The sequence below is a fragment of the Pseudomonas sp. KB_12 genome, assembly GCF_052114545.1.
GTDB classification, from domain to species: Bacteria; Pseudomonadota; Gammaproteobacteria; order Pseudomonadales; family Pseudomonadaceae; genus Aquipseudomonas; species Aquipseudomonas brassicacearum.
In genome coordinates this window covers 1-22431 of the sequence record NZ_JBFREY010000035.1, presented here as the reverse complement: position 1 = coordinate 22431, position 22431 = coordinate 1, and the positions used below count along the sequence as shown (strand labels likewise).

General features: G+C 61.2%; 17 protein-coding genes, 2 tRNA genes and 1 pseudogene. 5 read left to right on the top strand and 15 right to left on the bottom strand.

Annotated elements, in window-relative coordinates:
- Positions 1–379: 379 nt before the first annotated feature.
- The gene (gene azu, locus AB4Z20_RS23295) at positions 380–826 is read right to left on the bottom strand and encodes an azurin (RefSeq protein WP_253471265.1); all 447 of its coding nucleotides are present in this window, start codon (positions 824–826) and stop codon (positions 380–382) included.
- A gap of 342 nt (positions 827–1168) precedes the next feature.
- On the opposite strand from azu, the gene AB4Z20_RS23290 reads away from it, so the two are divergent.
- Positions 1169–1756, top strand: coding sequence for a TIGR00730 family Rossman fold protein (locus tag AB4Z20_RS23290; protein ID WP_018604315.1), 588 nt, complete (start codon positions 1169–1171; stop codon positions 1754–1756).
- Between the two features lie 68 nt (positions 1757–1824).
- Positions 1825–2013, top strand: coding sequence for a hypothetical protein (locus tag AB4Z20_RS23285; protein ID WP_253471264.1), 189 nt, complete (start codon positions 1825–1827; stop codon positions 2011–2013).
- Positions 2014–2182: 169 nt separating this feature from the next.
- Here the strand turns inward: AB4Z20_RS23285 and AB4Z20_RS23280 are convergent, their stop codons facing one another.
- The 13 genes from AB4Z20_RS23280 to rnr all read right to left on the bottom strand — a co-directional run bounded on the left by AB4Z20_RS23280 (position 2183) and on the right by rnr (position 20771).
- A complete protein-coding gene (locus AB4Z20_RS23280; protein WP_253471262.1) occupies positions 2183–3076 on the bottom strand; it encodes a transglutaminase family protein in 894 nt (297 codons plus the stop codon).
- Positions 3076–5562: a circularly permuted type 2 ATP-grasp protein gene (locus AB4Z20_RS23275; protein ID WP_320389823.1), complete on the bottom strand. Its 2487-nt coding sequence runs from the start codon at positions 5560–5562 to the stop codon at positions 3076–3078. Before AB4Z20_RS23275 ends, AB4Z20_RS23280 begins: the two co-directional genes overlap by 1 nt.
- 241 nt (positions 5563–5803) lie before the next feature.
- The gene (locus tag AB4Z20_RS23270) at positions 5804–9094 is read right to left on the bottom strand and encodes a transglutaminase family protein (protein ID WP_442090667.1); all 3291 of its coding nucleotides are present in this window, start codon (positions 9092–9094) and stop codon (positions 5804–5806) included.
- A 174-nt stretch (positions 9095–9268) separates the two neighbouring features.
- Complete coding sequence (locus AB4Z20_RS23265) at positions 9269–9742, bottom strand: hypothetical protein (RefSeq protein ID WP_253471256.1); 474 nt, start codon at positions 9740–9742, stop codon at positions 9269–9271.
- Entirely contained in the window at positions 9743–10663 is a 921-nt protein-coding gene (locus AB4Z20_RS23260; protein ID WP_253471254.1) for an NAD synthetase, read from the bottom strand.
- 314 nt (positions 10664–10977) lie between these two features.
- The gene (locus tag AB4Z20_RS23255) at positions 10978–13290 is read right to left on the bottom strand and encodes a YgiQ family radical SAM protein (RefSeq protein ID WP_253471252.1); all 2313 of its coding nucleotides are present in this window, start codon (positions 13288–13290) and stop codon (positions 10978–10980) included.
- Between the two features lie 202 nt (positions 13291–13492).
- On the bottom strand, positions 13493–14890 hold the full coding sequence (gene dnaB / locus AB4Z20_RS23250; protein ID WP_014336312.1) for a replicative DNA helicase: 1398 nt from the start codon (positions 14888–14890) through the stop codon (positions 13493–13495).
- A gap of 117 nt (positions 14891–15007) precedes the next feature.
- Positions 15008–15454 (bottom strand): 50S ribosomal protein L9, encoded by a 447-nt coding sequence (gene rplI, locus AB4Z20_RS23245; protein WP_003197251.1) that lies wholly within the window; start codon positions 15452–15454, stop codon positions 15008–15010.
- Positions 15455–15472: 18 nt separating this feature from the next.
- The gene (locus AB4Z20_RS23240; protein ID WP_223470947.1) at positions 15473–16363 is read right to left on the bottom strand and encodes a hypothetical protein; all 891 of its coding nucleotides are present in this window, start codon (positions 16361–16363) and stop codon (positions 15473–15475) included.
- 36 nt (positions 16364–16399) lie between these two features.
- Positions 16400–16630: a 30S ribosomal protein S18 gene (gene rpsR, locus AB4Z20_RS23235; protein WP_002551829.1), complete on the bottom strand. Its 231-nt coding sequence runs from the start codon at positions 16628–16630 to the stop codon at positions 16400–16402.
- Between the two features lie 28 nt (positions 16631–16658).
- Positions 16659–17087, bottom strand: coding sequence for a 30S ribosomal protein S6 (rpsF, locus tag AB4Z20_RS23230; protein WP_003186395.1), 429 nt, complete (start codon positions 17085–17087; stop codon positions 16659–16661).
- Between the two features lie 292 nt (positions 17088–17379).
- Positions 17380–18138: a 23S rRNA (guanosine(2251)-2'-O)-methyltransferase RlmB gene (gene rlmB / locus AB4Z20_RS23225; RefSeq protein WP_253471250.1), complete on the bottom strand. Its 759-nt coding sequence runs from the start codon at positions 18136–18138 to the stop codon at positions 17380–17382.
- A complete protein-coding gene (gene rnr, locus AB4Z20_RS23220; protein ID WP_258690263.1) occupies positions 18135–20771 on the bottom strand; it encodes a ribonuclease R in 2637 nt (878 codons plus the stop codon). Before rnr ends, rlmB begins: the two co-directional genes overlap by 4 nt.
- 226 nt (positions 20772–20997) lie before the next feature.
- Here rnr and AB4Z20_RS23215 point away from each other — a divergent pair.
- From AB4Z20_RS23215 to AB4Z20_RS23205, 3 genes and pseudogenes are all read left to right on the top strand, one after another.
- A tRNA-Leu gene (locus tag AB4Z20_RS23215) sits at positions 20998–21084 on the top strand.
- A gap of 176 nt (positions 21085–21260) precedes the next feature.
- Positions 21261–21347, top strand: a tRNA-Leu gene (locus tag AB4Z20_RS23210).
- 105 nt (positions 21348–21452) lie between these two features.
- Positions 21453–21664, top strand: a pseudogene (locus AB4Z20_RS23205) (iron ABC transporter permease); the annotation flags it as partial.
- Between the two features lie 442 nt (positions 21665–22106).
- Here AB4Z20_RS23205 and AB4Z20_RS23200 read toward each other — a convergent pair.
- The gene (locus tag AB4Z20_RS23200) at positions 22107–22271 is read right to left on the bottom strand and encodes a hypothetical protein (protein ID WP_442090681.1); all 165 of its coding nucleotides are present in this window, start codon (positions 22269–22271) and stop codon (positions 22107–22109) included.
- Between the last annotated feature and the right edge of the window lie 160 nt (positions 22272–22431).

The window sequence follows — 22431 nt, the reverse complement described above, 5'->3', positions numbered from 1 at the left end:
TACTAGGCCGCCTCGTGGAGGACGTTGATCTCGGGCGCCCCGTTAACCACGATGGCTGAACGAAGGTATTGCGCAGTGGGCAACCCGGCATGGATGCCGGGTTAGCCGCGCTGGGCCATGGATGGCCCTTCGCGGCGGCCCACGGAGCAATGCCTTCGTTCAGGCATGCCGAGCCTAGGCGAGGCACCAAGTGGTGGGGCAGGAGCGCTTTGGTTACTTTCGCGCTTTTCGAAAGTGACCCGCTGTAAGAGCGGAACCATAAGTAGCCGTTACCTAAATAACGGATATACACACCAAAACAACCAGACACCGAAAAACCCAAAAAAAACGGCACTTCCCATTTCTGAAAGAAGCGCCGCTTTTTTGTGCCTGAAGCTGATTACTTCAGGGTAACGGTGCCTTTCATCATCGAGATGTGGCCCGGGAACGAGCAGAAGAAACCGTATGCCTCACCGGCAGCCAGTTTAGACACGTCGAAGGTCACCGAGTCTTTTTCCCCGGCGCCAATGACCTTGGTGTGGGCGATGATGCGAGTATCACCTTCTTTCAGGTAGTTCTTGTCGATGCCAGCGCCCACGCCATCGGTGGCGATCGGCTGCATGTCAGCCTCTTTGCTCAGCACCCAGTTATGGCCCATGACGTTTTTCGGCAAGCTGCCCGAATGCGTCAGCTCAACGGTGAACGTCTTGCAGCTCTTGTCGATCTCGATGGCCTTGGTGTTGAAGGACATCTGGTCGGTCGAGTCGATGGTGGTCTTGCACTCCGCTGCCATCAGTTGGCTGCTGGCCAGCGTCAACAGGGATACTGCAACAAGTTTGGCAAACATCGTGAATCTCCAAGGCATGGTTAACAAAAATCCGTCAAAGGGGAAGACTGCCTGAATTTCAGACAAGTTCCTATGACCTGAATCAAAGATTGTATACAACTTAAGGCTATCAGCCTGATGGACACAATCAACCAGCCAGAGGGAGGACACAGCTCTATGATCAGCCTCACCACCTCTCGGGAACGCCCATCATGAACGTCAACAGCCTGTTATGCAGCTTGCTCGCCGCCTACGCCTGCGGCGCCAGTGGCACCTACGAAAAACCCCAACGCGAGGTTTAATCGCTTTGCGCCACCAAGGCCAGGCTTTACTCTGGGTCGGTTACTGATCATGGAGTAAAGCATGTCCATCGCGTCTGTTTGTGTATTTTGCGGCGCCAGCACCGGCACCGATCCAGCGTATCGTGAAGCCGCGCAGGCCCTGGGCCGGGCATTGGCGGAACGAAAATTGACCCTGGTCTACGGCGGCGGTGCCGTCGGCCTGATGGGTATCGTCGCCGACGCGGCCCTGGCCGCCGGCGGCGAGGTCATCGGCATCATCCCGCAAAGCCTCAAGGACAAGGAGATCGGCCACAGCGGCCTGACCCGCCTGGAAGTGGTGGACGGCATGCACGCCCGCAAGGCGCGCATGGCTGAACTCAGCGATGCCTTCATCGCCCTGCCCGGCGGCCTCGGCACGCTGGAAGAGTTGTTCGAGGTCTGGACCTGGGGCCAGCTCGGCTACCACGGCAAACCGCTGGGGCTGCTGGAAGTGAACGGCTTCTACAGCAAGCTCACCGCTTTTCTCGATCATATCGTCGGCGAAGGCTTCGTCCGCGCGCCCCATCGTGACATGCTGCAAGTGAGCGAATCAGCGCAGAACCTGCTCGATGCGCTGGACGAATGGCAACCGTCAGTGCAGCCAAAGTGGGCCGAGCAAAAACCCAGCTAACGGCTCGGCCCCGATACAGGGCAGAATATGCGCCGCTCAACCTCACCTTCGACCCCAGAGGATCGCCCATGGCCAAACCCAATTATTCCTTCGCCAAACGTCAAAGAGACTTGGCCAAGGAGCAGAAGAAAGAGGAAAAGCTGCAGCGCAAGAAAGCCACAGCTGAAGAAGAAACCGCACTGAGCCCGGATACCGAAGGCGAAGTGGCGGCAGAAGATGATGTTGATGCACCGAAAGATCAGGCGCCCGACGCCTGATACCCCCAGGGCCCGATGATCCGATCCGGCCCCCCGGTTCTGTGTCCAGGGCCGGCAGCCTCGCTGCCGGCCCTCACAATCCCAGCGGTTCAACTGCAAAACCGCGTCATCGTTCATCGCGAGCAAGCTCGGCTCCCACAGGCTCGCTCCCACATTTTCCACACAGCGCTCATGACTCCAGCGGCATCACCGTCACCCGCACCTCGGGATCATGATTGCCGCCCCCCAGGATCACCCCCCGCAACGGCGACACATCGGAAAAATCCCGGCCCCAGGCCAGGGTGATGTGTTCCAGGGCCGGCTGGACGTTGTTGGTCGGGTCGAAGTCCACCCAACCCACCACCGGGCAATACACCGAGACCCAGGCATGGGACGCATCGGCGCCAATCAGCCGGGGTTGGCCGGGTGGCGGCTGGGTCAGCAGGTAGCCGCTGACGTAACGCGCCGCCAGCCCGCGCGAGCGCACGCAGGCCAGCATCAAGTGGGCGAAGTCCTGGCACACGCCCCGCCGCCGCTCCAGCACCTCCACCAGCGGCGTGGCCACCTGGGTCGCCTCGGCATCGAAGGTGAACTCCTCGAAAATCTTTTCCATCAGCGCCCGCACGCCCACCATCAAGGGTCGCCCCGGCGGGAAGCAGCTTTCGGAAAACTCGACGAAGCTGCGCTTGAGGTGCACATACGGTGACTCGAAACGAAAACGGCACGCTTCCAGCAATGGCGCCGCCAGGGGCCGGCCGCTGTAGGTCAGCGCGTTGCGGGTCGACTCCCAGGCCGGGGACAGGTTGAAGTCCAGCGCGGGGCGAGACAGCACCTCGACGCTCAGGCGAGCATTGACCAGCAGCTCGTCGTGGGGGCGTTCGAAGGCCAGGCGGGTCAGCGGGTTGCCGAACACGTCCAGCTCATCGCGACGAGTCGTCGGCTCCGGGCTGATCAGCAACTGCTGTTCGGTGCAACGCTGCCAGTCACAGGCGCGCGGCCACAGATGGGCAAGCTGCTGGGCCAGGGACACCGGGCTGTCGTAGTGGTAATGGGTGTCGTGGAGGATCTGGTAACGAGCGCTCATCAGACGGACACCGTGCGTTGGCTGACGTCATCGACGTGGGCGAAATGACGCAAGGCCAGGCGATCGGACACCTGGCCACCGACATCGGCCACTTCCTGCAACAGTTCGGCCAGCCCATCAAGTGCTGCGCGCAGGCTGGCCTCACCAAACAGGGGATTTTCCAGGCAACGCAAGTCAAAGCGAGAAAGACGCGTCACCAATTCTGGCAAGGCCGTTTCCTTCGGTGCGCCAAAATCGTCGTTCAGGCGTTTGAGCGTGCGGGCCACCAGCTTTAACTGGAAAAGCACCGCGTGGGGGTTCTGTTCGTCCAGCACCAACAGGTCCAGCACCGGGATCAGTTGCGCCACCGCCAGGTAGCGCGAACGGTAGGTGATGCTGCTGTTGCCCAGTTCCAGCAACCACTCAAGCCCAGCCTGGTCGAACACCGCATCGCTACGCAAAAACGCCGCCAGGCTGCTGCTGAGGAACTGCAAGCGTTCCAGGCGCCGGCCAATCATCAAGAAGCGCCAGCCCTCGTCGCGGGTCATGTCGTCCAAGGCAAATCCGGACAACGCCGCCAGGGACATCACTAGCCGATTGAGGAAATCCAGCAACTCACCGAAATCCGGCTCCTCGGTTTCCAGCTCCATCGCTTCGCGTTGCAACTCCACCAGCGCCTGCCAGTTCTCCCGGGACAGCTTGCCGCGAACCTGCGACGCCGCCCACTGCAAGCGCTGCAGGTTGGAGCGCAGGCTGAACGACCAGTCGTCCCCCAACAGCGCCGCCAGCAAACGCTCGTGCAGCTCGCCCTCCTCAGGCAGCAGCATCAGGCTTTCGCCCAGGGACACCGCCGACTGCAGGGCCTGCGGGTCATCGCCATCGACATAACGCCCCAGCATGATCCGCAGCAACCGCGCGCTGTCGTCGCAGCGTTCGCAGTAACGGCCGAACCAGAACAGGTTTTCCACCACCCGCGAAGGCAGGTACGGATCGCGTCGAACCAGGTCGTGGACGCCTACGGTTCGCTGGGCCGTCCATTGTTCTCCACCGGGCGCCTGCTCGCCCAACACCCAAGTGTCCTTGCTGGCGCCGCCGCGCTGCATCGACACCACCTCGGCGTCGGCCTCGGCGGCCACGCGGGTCAGGCCACCCGACAGCACCCGATAATCATCCTTCCCGGACACGGCATACACACGCATGCCGATGGCCCGAGGCTGGATGTGCCCGCCTTCGGCCTGCCAGACCGGGGCCTGGGACAGTTGCGCCAACTCCTGGGCGACATAGGCATAGGGCCGAGCCTGCATGCGCGCCGCCAGTTGGCCGCGCTGCGCCTCGTTCAGGTCCCGGCCGAACACCGGGGTGAAGCTTTGGGAAGGAAACGCCGGCTTGATCAACAGCTGCGGCAGCTTTTCCAGGGCCTGGGCCAGCACCGGCGGCTCACCGCACCACCAGGTGGCGATGGACGGCAGTATCAATTCCTCGCCGAACAGATACTGGTTGATCTTCGGCAGGAACCCCAACAGGCCCGGTGACTCCAGCACGCCGCTGCCCAGGGCATTGGCCACCAGCACCCGGCCCTGCCGCACCGCTTCCAGCAGTCCCGGCACGCCGAGGGCTGAATCGGTGCGCAGCTCCAGGGGGTCGCAGAAATCGTCGTCGAGCCGGCGCATGATGGCGTGGACCCGGCGCAGGCCGCTGAGGGTCTTGAGGTAGACCGTGGCGTCGCGCACGGTCAGGTCGCCCCCCTCCACCAGCGGATAGCCAAGCTGGCGCGCCAGATAAAGATGCTCGAAATAACTTTCGTTGAACCGCCCCGGCGTCAACAGCACCACCAGTGGCGACTCACCGTCACTGGGTGCCTGGCGTGCCAGGGTTTCCTGCAAGGTGCGGAAGAACCCGGACAGGTGTCGCACCCTCAAGTCGCGATACAGCTCGGGGAACGCGCGGGAAACGATCATGCGATTTTCCAGCGCATAACCGGCCCCCGAAGGCGCCTGGGTCCGATCCGCCGTGACCCACCAACGGCCATCGGGGGTGCGCGCCAGATCCACCGCATACAAGTGCAGGAAGCTGCCGTCCGGCGGCGCGATGCCCTGGCAGGGCCAAAGGAAATTGTTGTGCCCGAACACCAACTCTGCCGGCAACAGCCCTTCGCTGATCAGCCGCTGTGGCCCATACAGGTCGGCCAGAACCGCATTGAGCAGCCGCGCACGCTGGGCGATCCCGGCCGACAGATGTTTCCATTCCTGCGGGTCGATCACGTGGGGCAGCAGGTCCAGCTCCCACGGCCGGTCGGCGCCCTTCGGATCGGCGTAGACGTTATAGGTGACACCGTTTTCCTGGATCTGCCGAGCCAGCAGCGCCTGACGCTGGATCAGGTGAGCCGGCGTGCTGCGCTGCAACTGATCGAACAACCGCCGCCAGTGCGGACGCACCGCACCGTTGTCGTCCAACAGTTCGTGATAGGTGCCCGTCGTCAGCGGGTAACGGTCAAGCAGGTCAGGCATGGAAAGCTCGGCAGACGGCAATAAAAGGTGAGACTAGCGCAAGCGCATGACGCCCGGATAGGTGGAAGAGTGTGACCAGACGCTGGGTCGTGCCCTGTAGGAGCTGCCGGAGGCTGCGATCTTTTGATCTTGATCTTGATCTTGATCTTGATCTTTCATCTTTCACTCCAGACTCAATTGGCAGGGGAAAGATCGCAGCCTCGTTGCACTCGACAGCTCCTACACAGCTCCTACACAGCCCCTACATTGAAGCCCCTGGAAAGCGTCGCAGATCGAGCGTGAGCGGAAACTCGTCATCCATGGCCAGGCTGGGTATCGGAAGTTTCCCAGGCGTGTGTCCGATACGGAAGAAACGCGCCATCCGCCGGCTTTCGGCCTCGTTGGCATTCACCGGCAGGCTGTCGTAGTTGCGCCCGCCCGGATGGGCCACGTGATACTGGCAGCCGCCCACGGAACGTTGCATCCAGGTGTCGAGCAAGTCGAAGACCAGCGGCGCATGCACCGGAATGGTCGGTTGCAGGCAGTTGGCCGGTTGCCAGGCGCGGAAACGCACCCCGGCGACGAACTCACCGACCCGACCGGTGGGTTGCAACGGCACCGGCACGCCATTGCAGGTCAGCAGGTAGCGTTGCGGCGCCAGGCCGCTGAGCTTGACCTGCAAGCGCTCCAGGGAGGAATCCACATAACGCACGGTACCGCCCACCGCGCCCTCTTCCCCCAGCACATGCCAAGGCTCGAGGGCTTGGCGCAATTGCAGTTCGATACCGCTGACCGCGTAATCGCCCACCTTGGGGAAGCGGAACTCCAGGTGCGCGGCGAACCACTCGGCCCGCAGCGGGTAGCCGGCTGCGTTCAGCTCATGGATGACGTCGGCAAAATCCTGCTCGATAAAGTGCGGCAACAGGAACCGGTCATGCAGCTCGGTGCCCCAGCGCGCCAGTTTCGCCGGCGCATAAGGCTCACGCCAGAACCGCGCCACCAGCGCCCGCAGCAGTAATTGCTGGGCCAGGCTCATGCGGGCGTGGGGTGGCATCTCGAAAGCACGCAACTCCAACAGGCCGAGACGCCCGGTGGCGCCGTCCGGTGAATAGAGCTTGTCGACGCAGAATTCGGCACGGTGCGTATTGCCGGTCACGTCGATCAACAGGTTGCGCAACAGGCGATCGACCAACCACGGAGGGCATTCCTCGCCGGGCTGTGGCATTTGCGCGAAAGCGATTTCCAGTTCGTACAACGCGTCGTTGCGCGCCTCGTCCACGCGAGGCGCCTGGGAGGTCGGGCCGATGAACAATCCGGAAAACAGGTAGGACAACGACGGGTGGTTATGCCAGTAACTGATCAGGCTGCGCAGCAGGTCGGGACGCCGCAGAAACGGTGAGTCAGCCGGTGTCGCGCCACCCAGTACGAAATGGTTACCACCGCCGGTGCCCGTGTGCCGGCCATCGATCATGAATTTCTCGGTGGTCAGTCGGGTCTGTCGCGCCTCTTCGTATAAAAATTCAGTGCGCTCGACCAACTCATCCCAGGTCGCCGAGGGTTGCACGTTGACCTCGATCACACCCGGGTCGGGAGTGATGCGGAAATTGCCCAGGCGCGGGTCGCTCGGCGGCTCGTAGCCCTCCAACAGCACCGGACAGTGCAGCTCCTCAGCCGTCGCCTCGATGGCGCTGACCAGTTCCAGGTAATCCTCGACCCGCTCCAGTGGCGGCATGAACAGGTACAGCCGGCCATCGCGAGCCTCGGCACAGAAGGCGGTGCGGGTCAGCCAGTCGGCGGATTTGTCGATCTCCGGGACACGCTCCTGCTCGGCCGCCGGCTCGCCGTGACGCGCCAGTTGCTCGGTGCCGGGCAGCTCGGGCAAGTCCTGGTTCGGGTCGGTGGGGTGGATGAACGGGTACTCGGCCGCCGTCACCCAAGGCTGGGACGCCAGTGGCAAGCGATAGCCCAGGGGCGAATCCCCCGGCACCAGGCGGCAGTGACTGTCACGCAGGTACCAGCGACCGCTTTGCCATTGATCGCCCTTGGCGGTGCGGGCCAGCGGCAGGACCTGGCCAATGACCTTGTCCAGGCCCTGGTTGAAGACCTTGCGCAACCGTGCACGCTCCAGGGCGTCCTCCAGGCGTGGGTCCTCGGCCGTGACATTCGAAGGCAATGCACCTTCGCGCCAGAGGTAATAGAAGTTGTCTTCGTAGGCCGGAAACACGAACCGCGCAGGAATTTTCAAACGCTCGGCAACGCTCGCCAGGAAACGCCCGGCCAGTTCGCCATCGGAGCCGTAGTCCTCCTGCTCATCGGCGATCAACGCGCTGTTGTGCCAGATCGGCACCCCGTCGCGCCGCCAATAGCAGTTGAGCGACCAGCGCGGCAATTGCTCGCCGGGGTACCACTTGCCCTGGCCGAAATGCACCAGCCCCTTGGGCGCATAGTGATTGCGCATGCGCTGGAACAGCTCGGCGGAGAGCCGGCGCTTGTCCGGCCCGAGCGCCGCGGTGTTCCACTCGGCACCGTCCGGGTCATCGATGGAGACAAAGGTCGGTTCGCCACCCATGGTCAGGCGCACGTCGCCCTCCAACAGGTCGGCATCGATCTGGCGCCCCAGCGCCTGGATCGCCAGCCACTGTACGTCGGTGTAAGGCTTGGTCACCCGCGGCGCTTCCCAGACCCGCTCGACGGACATTTCGTGGCTGAACTCACACTCGCAAGGCTCCACCAAACCACTGATCGGGGCCGCCGAGGACGGATCGGGACTGCACGCCAACGGGATGTGGCCTTCACCGGCGAACAACCCGGACGTCGCATCCAGGCCGATCCAGCCGGCACCGGGCAGGTAGACCTCGCACCAGGCATGCAGGTCGGTGAAGTCCACGTCGGTGCCGGACGGGCCATCGAGACTTTTCACATCGGCGGTCAACTGGATCAGGTAACCGGAGACAAACCGCGCAGCCAGGCCAAGGTTGCGCAACAGCTGCACCAACAACCAGGCCGAGTCGCGGCAAGAGCCGGACGCATGCTCGAGGGTATGCTCCGGGGTCTGCACGCCCGGCTCCATGCGAATCAGGTAGTTGATGTCTTCGCTCAGGCGCTGGTTGAGCGCCACCAGAAAATCCACCGCTGGCAACGGCGTGCGGTCGATGCCGTCCAGATAGGCCTGGAATTTCGGCGTCAGCGGCAGGGTTTCCAGGTAAGGCGCCAACTCCTTGCGCTCGTCGGCCGCGTAGGCGAACGGAATCTTTTCGGCGTAGGGCTCGAGGAAGAAGTCGAACGGATTGAACACTGCCATTTCCGCCAGCAGATCGACTTCGATCCGCATCTCCCGGGTTTTCTCGGGAAACACCAGCCGCGCCAGGTAGTTGCCCTGGGGGTCCTGCTGCCAGTTGATGAAGTGCTGCTCAGGCGAAACCTTCAGCGCATAGGAAAGAATGCGCGTGCGGCTATGGGCCGCCGGGCGCAGGCGAACGATCTGCGGGCCGAGTTCGACGGCGCGGTCGTAGCGGTAATGCGTGACGTGATGCAATGCGACATGGATCGACACGACGTGCCTCCTGCGAGCCTGGGCGTTATCGAAAGCGGCGCAAGACTTATGCCATGCAGGCAGGTCGGACACTTTCTTTATCTACTCAAGGCAGTAGAGCACTAAAAACGCGCGCTGCCCGAATTCATCTGCAAAGCAATGCACATAAATGCGGCGCCGGCAGCGCGAGTCGAATCAGCGACGCGGGCGTGAGGCCTTCTTCGGGACCTCCTTCAGCGCTGTCTTTAGCGATTCGCGCTGCCGACGAATCTCGACGAGCTTGCTGCGCATCTCGCGATGGCGCTTGCTGTTGAGCAACAGCAAACCCAATAGCGGAAACAGCAAGGCCAACGCATAGATGACCTTATGCGGACGATCCTCGATGGTCGGTAGTACGGCCAGCAGGCATAACACCAGCACCCCGACCAAACCCCATACCCATTGAGGCCTGCCGCGCACCACCATGAAATTGCAGTGCACCACGACCATGGTGACCGCCATGCCTCCCAGCATCGACCAGGTGACTTGCTCGTCGAGTGAGGCGCCGGCGAAATAGGACGCCGAGACCAAGGGAATAGCACAGGCCAATGAGAATAGCGCCGCGAAAATGCCGCCCATGAATGTCGGGAAATAACGCGCCAGAAAACGCGGAAGGCTGAGATCGTCCATCTACTCCTCCAGCTCTTCATACAAGCCAACGGCGATGGTTTTGACATTGCCCGACAAGCTGCTGCCGGTGAAGCCAATTGCCGCGCCCAGGGAGTCCTTGATCTGGGTGACCGTAGCGTGCTGCAGCTGGGTCGGAGTGAAGCGCTTGGGCAGTTCGCCGGCCAGTTGCTTGAGCTTGAGCATCTTCGGCGTCAACCGGGGATCGTTGATGCTCAGCAACTCTTTGGTCAACTTCGACCGTTCCTGGCGATTCAGCCCACGCAAGACTTCACGCAGACTTTTACCGGTAGTGGCCTTGGCCACCTTCACCAGTTTTATGGTGGTCAAGGTGGAAGCCCCTACGCCCAACAGAGAGGCCGCATCCAGACCGATCGAGGCATATTGGTACCACTCCTCACTGTCCAGCTTGTCGTTGAACTGCGGATTGACCACTTCTGCTGCCGTACGGATACCGCCGGCAAAACACTGCACCGTACTGGCGGCCGCAGCGGTATAGCCCAGGGCCACGACCACGGTACTGGCCCCGGCGCTGAAGGGAACCGCAACCGACCCACTGAGCACGACAATCCAACCCAATACCGCGCCAGCGCAGGACAAGGTGGTATTGATCGCCTCTCCGACCAGGCGCGATTGCCGAGGATTGTCTTGCACCTGTTGGGCAAATTGCGCCGGAGCGATGTACTTCTGCGCCTCGTGCAAAATGATTCGCTTGGGCTTGATGCTGCAAATCGGCTTGAATTCGCGCAGGACCACTACGTTGAACTCAGCATCGATGTACACCACGCCCGCACCGACAATGCCCGGATCGGCGTCAATGGCAGCAAACAGCCGTGGCAGGTTGAGTTGGCTTTCGATACGGCGACGGGCCATCAACTGGGAGATGCTGTTGTCCATGCCGATGCCGGGTAACGGAGTGCTCATATGAATCGTCCTTGAGAATCGGAGGGTGAGACTTTATCCACACTGAACCTTGTGGCGAGGGAGCTTGCTCCCGCTGGGCTGCGAAGCAGCCCCAAACAAACCCATGCAGTTTTCCCAGACAGACCGTGCCAGCCGGTTTACGACGGCTTCGCCGCCGAGCGGGAGCAAGCTCCCTCGCCACAAGAGCGATGTATCCGGCGTTGTTGTGCCTATTGACGGGAATTGGCGGGCGCCACGATAACAAACGGCCAGCATCGCCGCTAGAAAGCAAAACGCCAGCACTTAGGCTGGCGTTTTACGAGGTGGCTAGGCGATCAGCGCGGCACGACAGGCTTGCGCGCCGGTTTCGGGCCTTTGCCCTTGGCGGCGTCCTTGCGCTCCTTGGCGGCCTGCTGGTTGCGGGCGAATGCCGCGGCCTTGGCTTGCTCGCGCTTGTCCCATGCGTTGCCACCATCGCTGGCACGCGGCGGCAGGCCGGTGTGCTGGGTCAGGATCTTGGTGGTTTCCTTGCCCACCTTGTGGCTGCCGGCTGGCGTCGAGTTCTTGCGACGGGCGCTCTGGTAGCTGTCGGTGGCCGGCTGGTGCAACGGAATCAATTGGTTCTTGCCCGGCCCGATCAGGTCGGCGCGGCCCATGCGGGTCAGCGCTTCGCGCAGCATCGGCCAGCCCTTGGGGTCGTGATAACGCAGGAAGGCCTTGTGCAGGCGGCGCTGCTCCTCGCTCTTGACGATGGTCACCGCGTCGCTCTTGTAGGTGACCTTGCGCAGCGGGTTCTTGCCCGAGTGGTACATCGCCGTGGCCGTAGCCATTGGCGACGGATAGAACGCCTGCACCTGGTCGGCGCGAAAGCCGTTGCCCTTGAGCCACAGCGCGAGGTTCATCATGTCTTCATCGGTGGTGCCCGGGTGGGCGGCGATGAAGTACGGAATCAGGTACTGCTCTTTCCCGGCTTCCTTGGTGTACTTCTCGAACATCCGCTTGAATTTGTCATAGCTGCCGATGCCCGGCTTCATCATCTGGTTGAGCGGGCCTTCCTCGGTATGCTCCGGAGCGATCTTCAGGTAACCGCCGACGTGGTGGGTCACCAGCTCCTTGACGTATTCCGGCGACTCGACCGCCAGGTCGTAACGCAGGCCAGAGGCAATCAGGATCTTCTTCACCCCAGGCAAGGCCCGGGCGCTGCGGTACAGCTGGATCAGCGAAGAATGGTCAGTGTTCAGGTTCGGGCAGATGCCGGGGAACACGCACGACGGCTTGCGGCACGCGGATTCGATTTCCGGGCTCTTGCAGGCAATGCGATACATGTTCGCGGTCGGGCCGCCGAGGTCGGAAATGACCCCGGTGAAACCCGGGACCTTGTCGCGGATTTCTTCGATCTCGCGAATGATCGACTCTTCGGAACGGTTCTGGATGATCCGGCCTTCGTGCTCGGTGATCGAGCAGAACGTGCAGCCGCCAAAGCAGCCACGCATGATGTTCACCGAGAAACGGATCATCTCGTAGGCCGGGATCTTCTCCTTGCCGTACGCCGGATGGGGGACGCGTGCGTAAGGCATGCCAAACACGTAGTCCATTTCTTCGGTGGTCATCGGAATGGGCGGAGGGTTGAACCAGACGTCGACTTCGCCGTGCTTCTGCACCAGGGCGCGGGCATTGCCTGGATTGGTTTCCAGGTGAAGCACGCGGTTGGCGTGGGCGTAGAGCACCGCGTCGCCACGAACCTTTTCCACCGACGGCAGGCGAATCACGGTCTTGTCGCGGGTCATTTTCGGGCTCGCCAGGATCTGCACGACCTTGGCTTCGCTCGGGTCCTCTGCATTTGAGAAAGTCGACCCTTTTTCCTGCTCGATGGCGCAGGCAGCAGTGTCCTGGGTGTTCACATACGGGTTGATGATCTTGTCGATCTTGCCCGGACGGTCGATGCGCGTGGAGTCGACTTCGTACCAGTCTTTCGGCGTATCACGACGGATGAAGGCCGTGCCGCGCACGTCGGTGATGTCTTCGATCTTGTGGCCGTAGGACAGGCGCTGGGCGACTTCGACAATCGCCCGCTCGGCATTGCCGTAGAGCAGGATGTCGGCGCAGGCGTCGATCAGGATCGAGTTGCGGACACGGTCCTGCCAGTAATCGTAGTGAGCGATACGACGCAGCGACGCTTCGATGCCACCCAGCACGATCGGCACATGTTTGTAGGCTTCCTTGCAGCGCTGGCTGTAGACCAGGCTCGCGCGGTCCGGCCGTTTGCCCGCCATGCCGCCCGGGGTGTAGGCGTCATCGGAGCGAATTTTCTTGTCGGCGGTGTAGCGGTTGATCATCGAGTCCATGTTACCGGCCGCGACACCGAAAAACAGGTTGGGCTCGCCAAGCTTCATGAAGTCGTCTTTGGACTGCCAGTTCGGCTGGGCAATGATCCCGACGCGAAAGCCCTGGGCTTCCAGCAAACGGCCAATGATCGCCATGCCGAACGACGGGTGATCGACGTAGGCATCACCGGTCACGATGATGATGTCGCACGAATCCCAGCCGAGCTGATCCATCTCCTCCCTGCTCATGGGCAGGAACGGCGCCGGGCCGAAACATTCGGCCCAGTACTTGGGATAGTCAAATAACGGCTTGGCTGCTTGCATGTCGATAACCGGTATAAAAGATGAAAAATCGCGGGCGCGGAATATAGCACAAAAAATAACCAATTCCGACGGCTATGGTCGGAAATTGGTGGCGCACCTTTCGCGAGCAAGCTCGCTCCCACAGAGGAATGCATTCCAAGGTGGGAGCGAGCTTGCTCCGGGCGGCGTTCCGACGATGAGGCCGGATCAGACGACGAAGAACTTACTCGTCGTCATCAAAATTGTAGCTACCCGGCGCCAGGTTCTCGAACCGGGTGTACTTGCCGATGAACGCCAGGCGGATAAAGCCGATCGGGCCGTTCCGCTGCTTGCCGATGATGATTTCGGCGATGCCCTTGTGCTCCGTCTCGGGGTGATACACCTCGTCGCGGTACACGAACATGATGACGTCGGCGTCCTGCTCGATCGCTCCGGATTCCCGCAAGTCGGAGTTCACCGGACGCTTGTTGGGGCGCTGTTCCAGGGAACGGTTCAACTGGGAAAGAGCCACCACCGGGCAGTTGAATTCCTTGGCCAGGGCCTTGAGGGAACGGGAGATTTCGGAAATCTCGTTGGTCCGGTTGTCGCCGCTGGAACCGGGGATCTGCATCAGTTGCAGGTAGTCGATCATGATCAACCCGACCTCACCGTGCTCACGCACCAGACGGCGGGTCCGGGCGCGCATTTCCGATGGGCTGATACCAGCCGTATCGTCGATGAACAGCTTGCGGTCGTTGAGCAGGTTGACCGCCGAGGTGAGGCGCGGCCAGTCGTCGTCTTCCAGTTGGCCGGAACGAACCTTGGTCTGGTCGATACGCCCCAGGGACGAGAGCATACGCATGATCAGCGATTCGCCTGGCATCTCGAGGGAGTACACCAGGACCGCCTTTTCGCTGCGCAGCACGGCGTTTTCCACCAGGTTCATCGCAAAGGTGGTTTTCCCCATGGACGGACGGCCGGCGACGATAATCAGGTCGGACGGCTGCAGGCCGCTGGTCTTCTCGTCGAGGTCGGTGTAGCCGGTGGACAGGCCGGTAATGGCGTTGTCAGTATTGAACAAGGTGTCGATACGGTCGATCGCCTTGGTCAACAGGTCGTTGACACTGACCGGGCCGCCGGTTTTCGGTCGGGCCTCGGCGATCTGGAAGATCTGCCGTTCGGCTTCGTCGAGGATCTCGGCGGCGGTGCGGCCTTCCGGGTTGAAGGCGCTGTCGGCAATTTCGGTGCTGATGCCGATCAATTGGCGCAAGGTCGCCCGCTCGCGCACGATCTGCGCGTAAGCCTTGATGTTGGCGACCGACGGCGTGTTTTTCGCCAGTTCGCCCAGGTAACCGAGGCCACCGACCTGAGACGTCTGCCCTTCCTTGTCCAATTGCTCGGCCAGGGTCACGACGTCGATCGGCATGTTCTGATCGGCCAACTTGGCGATCGCACGGAAAATCAGCCGGTGGTCATGCCGGTAGAAATCGCCATCGGAGACTTGATCGAGCACGCGTTCCCAGGCGTTGTTGTCCAGCATCAGACCACCGAGCACGGCCTGTTCGGCCTCGATGGAATGCGGAGGCACCTTCAGGGCAGCGGTTTGCAGATCGTATTGCTCGGGAGCGGTGATTTCGTTCATGGCCACTTCTGGTTATGAAAATCAGGAATTGCAGAAAGACAAAGGGCACGACCTGTAAACAGGATCGTGCCCGATGTTACCGGCAAGCACCCGAGGGTGCCAGCCGACAGGTGTTGCTTAAGCTGCTACCACGACAACGCGTACGGTGGCTTCAACTTCGGCGTGCAGGTGCACGGCTACGTCGAATTCGCCTACGTTGCGGATGGTGCCGTTCGGCAGACGAACTTCGCTTTTCGCAACTTCAACGCCGGAGGCGGTCAGTGCGTCAGCGATGTCGTGAGTACCGATCGAACCGAACAGCTTGCCTTCGTCGCCAGCGGTGGCAGTGATGGTCACTTCCAGCTCGGCCAGTTGGGCAGCACGGCTTTCAGCCGAGGTTTTACGGTCTGCGGCAGCTTTTTCCAGCTCAGCACGACGCTCTTCGAACGCAGCCAGGTTGGCAGCGGTCGCAGCGGTGGCTTTGCCGTAAGGCAGCAGGTAGTTACGACCGTAACCGGCCTTAACGTTTACTTTGTCACCCAGGTTGCCCAGGTTGGTGACTTTTTCCAGAAGGATCAGTTGCATGTGAAAATCCTCTAACTTTTAACCTTCACCGTTCGCGTTGTCGGCGTCTTTCGGCGCCATACGACCGCGAAAATCAATCAGGCTGTCGACGATGGCCATGACCACGAGCAACGGACCGAGCAAGTGCATGAAAGGCAACAACGTCACGTACATCCCCACCAGCCAGAACGTGGCCAGTCGTTTCTGCGCCACCAGCCCATGAATCAGGGCCAGGCCGGCGAAGACCAGCGGTACACTGCACAGCGGCGACAGGATCAGTGCATGCAGCCCGAAAAACGGAGCCACACACATGACGGCCAGCAGTGACAGCGCCACGCTTTTGGGGAATCGGATAGCGCGAAATTCGCGACCGAAACCACCGGGGTTATACAACGACGCCTGCCAATAGCGCCCAAGAATCAGGCACAGCACGCTAAAGATCTGCGACGACAACGCTATCGAAATGATCAGCAGCGGAGCGCTCATAGCGGTGAAAAGCGCCTTCTGGTCTGCCGAGAATGTCTCGTAGACCCCACCCATCGCCAGCGGCAGGACGTCTTCGAACGTCTGCGCCAGTGACTCGATGAAGGAACTGAAGACAGTTCCCAGGCTCACCGCACACAACAACCCCACGGCCACGCTGCACAGCAGCACGCGGTTCCAGGTATGGCCGGCGCGCAGAACCAACGCCAGGCCACCAGCCCCGAGCAACACCAGGAGTGTTGTCGGGTCCTTCAGGAAATACCAGCTCACCAACGCTGACAATAACCCGATACCCAGGACGCTCAAGGCGTCCGAACCGCGCCGCAGGAGCACAAGGCACCCAGCGGCGGCACTCAACCAGAACAACAGCGGCAATGCCGCGGATCCGGCCACAACCAACGTGGCCTGCACACGTCCCCGCATGATGAAGTCAGCTAAGGCGCGCATGCATTCAATCCCTTACTACTCGTCGACTGCCCGGTCTCAGCGGCCGTGGCTGTCGGTGTAGGCCAGCAGGGCCAGGAAGCGGGCGCGCTTGATAGCGGTGGCCAGCTGACGCTGATAACGAGCTTTGGTACCGGTGATACGGCTTGGAACGATTTTGCCGGTCTCGGATACGTAGGCTTTCAGAGTGTTGAGATCTTTGTAATCGATCTCTTTCACGTCTTCAGCGGTGAAGCGGCAGAATTTACGACGACGGAAGAAACGTGCCATGTGATTGGCTCCTTAAAAGGTCCGTGGATTACTCGTCAGCGTTATCGCTGTTGTCGCTGTCGCTATCGCTGTCATCGCCATCGGCGCTGTCAGAGTGCTCAGGACGGTCGCGACGCTCACGGCGCTCACTGCGGTTTTCTTCAGCCTTGAGCATCTCGGATTGGCCGGTGACGGCTTCTTCGCGACGGATGACCAGGTTACGGATCACTGCATCGTTGTAGCGGAAGTTGTCTTCCAGCTCGGCCAGGGCCTTGCCAGTGCACTCAACGTTCAGCATCACGTAGTGAGCCTTGTGAACATTGTTGATTGCGTAGGCCAGTTGACGACGGCCCCAATCTTCCAGACGGTGGATTTTGCCGCCGTCTTCTTCGATCAGCTTGGTGTAACGCTCAACCATGCCGCCGACTTGCTCGCTTTGATCCGGGTGGACCAAAAAGATGATTTCGTAATGACGCATGAATGCTCCTTACGGGTTGTAGCCTGCCGCTCAAAAACGGTCAGACAAGGAGTGAATGACACTTATGGACTTGTGGACGCTAGACACATGAGTGCCTGCCATCACAGCAAGGGGCGCAATTGTAGAGAAGGGCCGAGGGAGGTGCAAGGCAATTGGCGATTATTTGAACAACCACCGATCCTTGCCCTGCACAAAACACTGTGGGAGCGAGCTTGCTCGCGATAGCGGCGTGCCAGTCGACATTTCTGGCACTGATACACCGTCATCGCGAGCAAGCTCGCTCCCACATGGCTCAGGACTTTTTGGCGGAAGGCTTGACGCTGCGCTGGCGCAGCGCTTCGAACAGACACACGCCGGTCGCGACCGAAACGTTGAGGCTGCTGACGCTGCCAGCCATCGGCAGCTTGACCAGGTAATCGCAGTGCTCGCGGGTCAGGCGGCGCATGCCCTTGCCTTCGGCACCCATGATCAGGATCGTCGGGCCCGTCAGGTCCTGGTCATAAATGCTGACCTCGGCCTCACCGGCCGTGCCGACCACCCACAAGCCGCGCTGCTGGAGTTTTTCCAGGGTACGCGCCAGGTTGGTCACCGCCACCAGCGGAATCACTTCCGCCGCGCCGCAGGCGACCTTACGCACAGCCGGCGTCAAGGTTGCCGACTTGTCTTTAGGCACGATGACCGCCAACGCACCGGCCGCATCCGCCGAACGCAGGCAAGCGCCGAGGTTATGCGGGTCGGTCACGCCGTCCAGTACCAGCAGCAAGGGCGCGCCTTCGGTGCGATCGAGCAGCTCGTCGAGCATCGCCTCGCCCCAGACCTGGCTCGGGCTTACGTCCGCAACCACACCTTGGTGAACGCCTTCGACCCACACGTCCATTTCACGACGCTCGGCCTGGCCAATGGCAACCTTGTTTTGGGTGGCCAGTTCGACCAGCGCCTGCACACGCGGCTCGCTGCGACCTTCTGCCAACCACACTTGCTTGACACGCTTAGGGTGGTGACGCAGCAGTGCTTCTACGGCATGCACGCCGTAGATTTTTTCCAGACTCATGACTTGGCCTTAGGTTTGCGCGACCCACCGCTTTTCGCGGGGGCCGAACCCGCTTTTGGCGGGCCTTTACGGTGTTTACTTGGCTTGCTCGACGGCTTTTCCGCCCCGTGGGACTTTCCCCCAGACGCCGCTTTACCACCGCTCTTGGCTTCGTTGAGCAACTGCTGCTTCAACTCGCGGCTCTTGCGCAGCTCGGCGTTTTTCGCCGCTGCGTCGCTGGGACGGTAGGCTTCGGGAGCCTTGTCCTTGGCAGACGAACGGCGACCGGCCTTGGCAGGCTCAGGCTCTGCGGTTTTGGCAGGAGCACCTTTACCTCTGCCTTTGGTCGCAGGCGCTGCGGTTTCGTTGCCACGCTTTTTGCGGCCAGTCGGTGCTTCGGCGGGCTTGTCAGACATTCCGAAGTCGATCTTGCGCTCATCGAGGTCGACGCGCATGACCTGCACTTCCACGGTGTCGCCCAGACGGAAGCTGCGACCGGTGCGCTCGCCCGCCAGGCGGTGGTGCACAGGATCGAAGTGGTAGTAATCACCTGGCAAGGCGGTGACGTGCACCAAGCCCTCGACGTAGATGTCGGTCAGTTCGACAAACAAACCAAAGCCTGTCACTGCAGTGATCACGCCTGGGAACGACTCGCCCACGCGGTCTTTCATGAACTCGCACTTGAGCCAGTTCACCACGTCGCGGGTGGCTTCGTCGGCGCGCCGCTCGCTCATGGAGCACTGCTCGCCCAACTGTTCCAGGGCCGCTTCGTCGTACGGATAGATCCGTGCCTTCGGAATGGTCATGGCACCGGCGCGCTTGACGTGCGGGGTGTTCTGCTTGGAATGGATCACGCTGCGGATCGCGCGGTGCGTGAGCAGGTCCGGGTAACGGCGAATCGGCGAGGTGAAGTGGGTGTACGCCTCGTAGTTCAGACCAAAGTGGCCCTGGTTGTCGGCGCTGTACACCGCCTGGCTCAGGGAGCGCAGCATCACGGTCTGGATCACATGGTAATCCGGACGGTCCTTGATGCTGGCCAGCAGTGCTTGGTAGTCCTTCGGCGTCGGGCCGTCCTTGCCTTTGTGCAGGGACAGGCCGAGCTCGCCGAGGAAGGCACGCAGTTTTTCCAGACGCTCCGGCGGCGGGCCGTCGTGCACGCGGTACAACGCAGGAATCTCGTGCTTCTTGAGGAATTCCGCGGTGGCCACGTTCGCCGCCAGCATGCACTCTTCGATCAGCTTGTGCGCATCGTTACGGGTCGTCGGGGTGATTGCGGCGATCTTGCGCTCGGAACCGAAGACAATCCGGGTTTCCTGGGTCTCGAAATCGATCGCGCCACGCACGTGACGGGCACCCAGCAACACCTTGTACAGCGAGTACAGCTGCTTGAGGTGCGGCACCACGCCAGCGTATTCGGTACGCAGGGCCTTGGCTTCACTGGTCTTCGGCGTTTCCAGGATGGTGCTGACCTTGTTGTAGGTCAGGCGCGCCTGGGAGTGGATCACCGCTTCGTAGAACTGGTAGTCGGTCATTTCGCCGGTTTTGGAGATGGTCATCTCGCACACCATGGCCAAACGGTCGACTTTCGGGTTCAGTGAGCACAGCCCGTTGGACAGCTGCTCAGGCAGCATCGGGATCACGCGCTCAGGGAAATACACGGAGTTGCCGCGCACCTGGGCTTCGTTATCCAGGGCCGAACCGATCTTCACGTAGCTGGACACGTCGGCAATCGCGACGAACAACTTCCAGCCGCCGGAGAACAGGCGCAGCTTGCCAGGCTTGGCTTCGCAGTAGACCGCATCGTCGAAGTCGCGGGCGTCTTCACCGTCGATGGTGACGAACGGCAGATGGCGCAGGTCGATGCGTTTTTCTTTATCTTTCTCTTCAACTTCCGGCTTGAGCTTGGCGGCTTCCTTGAGCACAGCCTCGGGCCAGACGTGAGGAATGTCGTAGGTACGCAGCGCGACGTCGATCTCCATGCCCGGCGCCATGTAGTTGCCGACCACTTCAACGATATCGCCCTGTGGCTGGAAGCGCGCAGTTGGCCAGTGGGTGATTTTCACCTCGACGAACTGACCCACCTTGGCGGCGCCATTACGGCCCGGGGTAATCAGCACTTCCTGCTGGACCTTCGGGTTATCCGGCACAACAAAACCGATACCGCCTTCTTCGAAGTAACGACCGACGATGGACTCGTGGGCACGGGACACCACTTCGACGATCACGCCCTCACGGCGACCACGACGGTCCAGGCCAGACACGCGGGCCAGGGCCCGGTCACCATCGAACACCAGGCGCATTTGCCCCGGGCTCATGAAAAGGTCGTCGCTGCCGTCGTCCGGGATCAGGAAACCGAAGCCGTCACGGTGACCGGCGATGCGGCCCAGGATCAGGTCGAGTTTGTCCACCGGCGCGTAGGTGCCACGCCGGGTGTAGATCAGTTGAGCGTCGCGCTCCATGGCGCGCAGACGGCGGCGCAGGGCTTCGAGTTGGTCCTCGGTGGTCAGACCGAACTCTTCGACCAACTGCTCGCGGCTAGCAGGCGAACCCCGATCGGCGAGATGCGCCAGGATCAGTTCGCGGCTAGGAATAGGGTTTTCATATTTTTCCGCTTCACGAGCGGCCTCGGGATCGAGGGACTGCCAATCGGCCATTAGAGAGTTTTCACCTTGTCTATATGCGGGTTAGTTTGGCATAGGCTTAATGAAACGGGAAATTTCAAGCATCCGATCGCTTTTCTAAAGCCATTTGGCCTGCCTTGGAAGCCCGGAAAAGCACCGCTCGTGAAATTTAGCGGTTTTTTTCTCAGGAGGGGTTTACAGTTAAAAAGACGCTCCGTATAGTGCGCGCCATCGACGACGTACACACGATGTCGATATTGCCCAGATGGTGAAATTGGTAGACACGCCAGCTTCAGGTGCTGGTGACCGCAAGGTCGTGGAAGTTCGAGTCTTCTTCTGGGCACCAATTTCGAGCAACAGGTCGATGACCTGCAAGCTCAACAAAAACCCGCGAAAGCGGGTTTTTGCATTTTTGCCCCCTGCAATTGCGTTTGGCAATTACTAAAACAAAAACAGGGGTTTACAGATCAAAATGCGCTCCGTATAGTGCGCCACATCAACAGCGGCAACGCTGAAGATGCTGCCCAGATGGTGAAATTGGTAGACACGCCAGCTTCAGGTGCTGGTGACCGCAAGGTCGTGGAAGTTCGAGTCTTCTTCTGGGCACCAATTCAAGCTTCAAGGTTACGGCCTTGAATCTCACAGAAACCCGCGAAAGCGGGTTTTTGCGTTTCTGCACACCTAAAATTGCCCCCCCCTGTGGCGAGGGAGCTTGCTGTGGCGCCCGCCTATGCGCTGGTGTTCCTGGATGCAATGGAGGAACTGACCACCCCGCTGCTGAGCCCGACTGGGCTCAATACGCTGGCAACGCTGTTTGGGCCCATACCTCGAATGTGGAGTTCGCGGCGGCGCCTTATGCGGCGCTGTTGATTCTGGTATCGGGGTTGCCGGTTTATTTGCTGACGACGCGGATGTACCTGAGCCGCCGAGACCGCCATCGCGAGCAAGCTCGCCCCCACAATTGGATCGGGGCACGGCCGGAGAGACTGGTTGGCTGTTAGGCCGCCTTCGCGGGCAGGCCCGCTCCCACAATTGGATCGGAGTATGACTGGAGAGCCAGGTCGGCTATCAGGGAGCCTCGCGAGCAAGCTTTGCTCCCACAGATCTGATGTGGTGTACGACTGGGAGAACCAGGTTGGCTGTTAGGCCGCCTTCGCGGGCAGGCCCGCTCCCACAATTGGATCGGGGCATGACCGGAGAATCAGGTCGGCTATCAGGGCGCCTCGCGAGCAAGCTTTGCTCCCACATACATATTACGACCATGAGAGCCAGGTCGGCTGTCAGGCCGCCTCGCGAGCAAGCTTTGCTCCCACAGGACCTGCTCAAACAAGTCTGATGGGTGTACGACCGTGAGAGCCAGGTCGGCTACTAGGCCGCCTCGCGGTGGACGTTGATCTCGGGCGCCCCGTTAACCACGATGGCCGAACGCAGGTATTGCGCAGTGGGTATCCCGGCATGGATGCCGGGATAGCCGCGCTGGGCCATGGATGGCCCTTCGCGGCGGCCCACGGAGCAATGCCGGAGAGAGGGCATGCCGAGCCCTAGCGAGGCACCGAGTGGTGGGGCAAAAGCGTTTTGCTTACTTTTGCGCTTTTCAAAAGTGAGCCGCCGTCAGGGCGGAACCCTAAGTGGCCGTTACCGCAGCAATGGATATGTACTCAATCAGACCGCCATCGCGAGCAAGCTCGCTCCC

Bases quoted from the DNA above. Each gene is read 5' to 3' on its own strand.
- azu (WP_253471265.1), bottom strand. From the start codon at position 826: ATGTTTGCCAAACTTGTTGCAGTATCCCTGTTGACGCTGGCCAGCAGC.
- AB4Z20_RS23290 (WP_018604315.1), top strand. From the start codon at position 1,169: ATGTCCATCGCGTCTGTTTGTGTATTTTGCGGCGCCAGCACCGGCACC.
- AB4Z20_RS23285 (WP_253471264.1), top strand. From the start codon at position 1,825: ATGGCCAAACCCAATTATTCCTTCGCCAAACGTCAAAGAGACTTGGCC.
- AB4Z20_RS23280 (WP_253471262.1), bottom strand. From the start codon at position 3,076: ATGAGCGCTCGTTACCAGATCCTCCACGACACCCATTACCACTACGAC.
- AB4Z20_RS23275 (WP_320389823.1), bottom strand. From the start codon at position 5,562: ATGCCTGACCTGCTTGACCGTTACCCGCTGACGACGGGCACCTATCAC.
- AB4Z20_RS23265 (WP_253471256.1), bottom strand. From the start codon at position 9,742: ATGGACGATCTCAGCCTTCCGCGTTTTCTGGCGCGTTATTTCCCGACA.
- AB4Z20_RS23260 (WP_253471254.1), bottom strand. From the start codon at position 10,663: ATGAGCACTCCGTTACCCGGCATCGGCATGGACAACAGCATCTCCCAG.
- AB4Z20_RS23255 (WP_253471252.1), bottom strand. From the start codon at position 13,290: ATGCAAGCAGCCAAGCCGTTATTTGACTATCCCAAGTACTGGGCCGAA.
- dnaB (WP_014336312.1), bottom strand. From the start codon at position 14,890: ATGAACGAAATCACCGCTCCCGAGCAATACGATCTGCAAACCGCTGCC.
- rplI (WP_003197251.1), bottom strand. From the start codon at position 15,454: ATGCAACTGATCCTTCTGGAAAAAGTCACCAACCTGGGCAACCTGGGT.
- AB4Z20_RS23240 (WP_223470947.1), bottom strand. From the start codon at position 16,363: ATGCGCGCCTTAGCTGACTTCATCATGCGGGGACGTGTGCAGGCCACG.
- rpsR (WP_002551829.1), bottom strand. From the start codon at position 16,630: ATGGCACGTTTCTTCCGTCGTCGTAAATTCTGCCGCTTCACCGCTGAA.
- rpsF (WP_003186395.1), bottom strand. From the start codon at position 17,087: ATGCGTCATTACGAAATCATCTTTTTGGTCCACCCGGATCAAAGCGAG.
- rlmB (WP_253471250.1), bottom strand. From the start codon at position 18,138: ATGAGTCTGGAAAAAATCTACGGCGTGCATGCCGTAGAAGCACTGCTG.
- rnr (WP_258690263.1), bottom strand. From the start codon at position 20,771: ATGGCCGATTGGCAGTCCCTCGATCCCGAGGCCGCTCGTGAAGCGGAA.
- AB4Z20_RS23200 (WP_442090681.1), bottom strand. From the start codon at position 22,271: ATGCCCTCTCTCCGGCATTGCTCCGTGGGCCGCCGCGAAGGGCCATCC.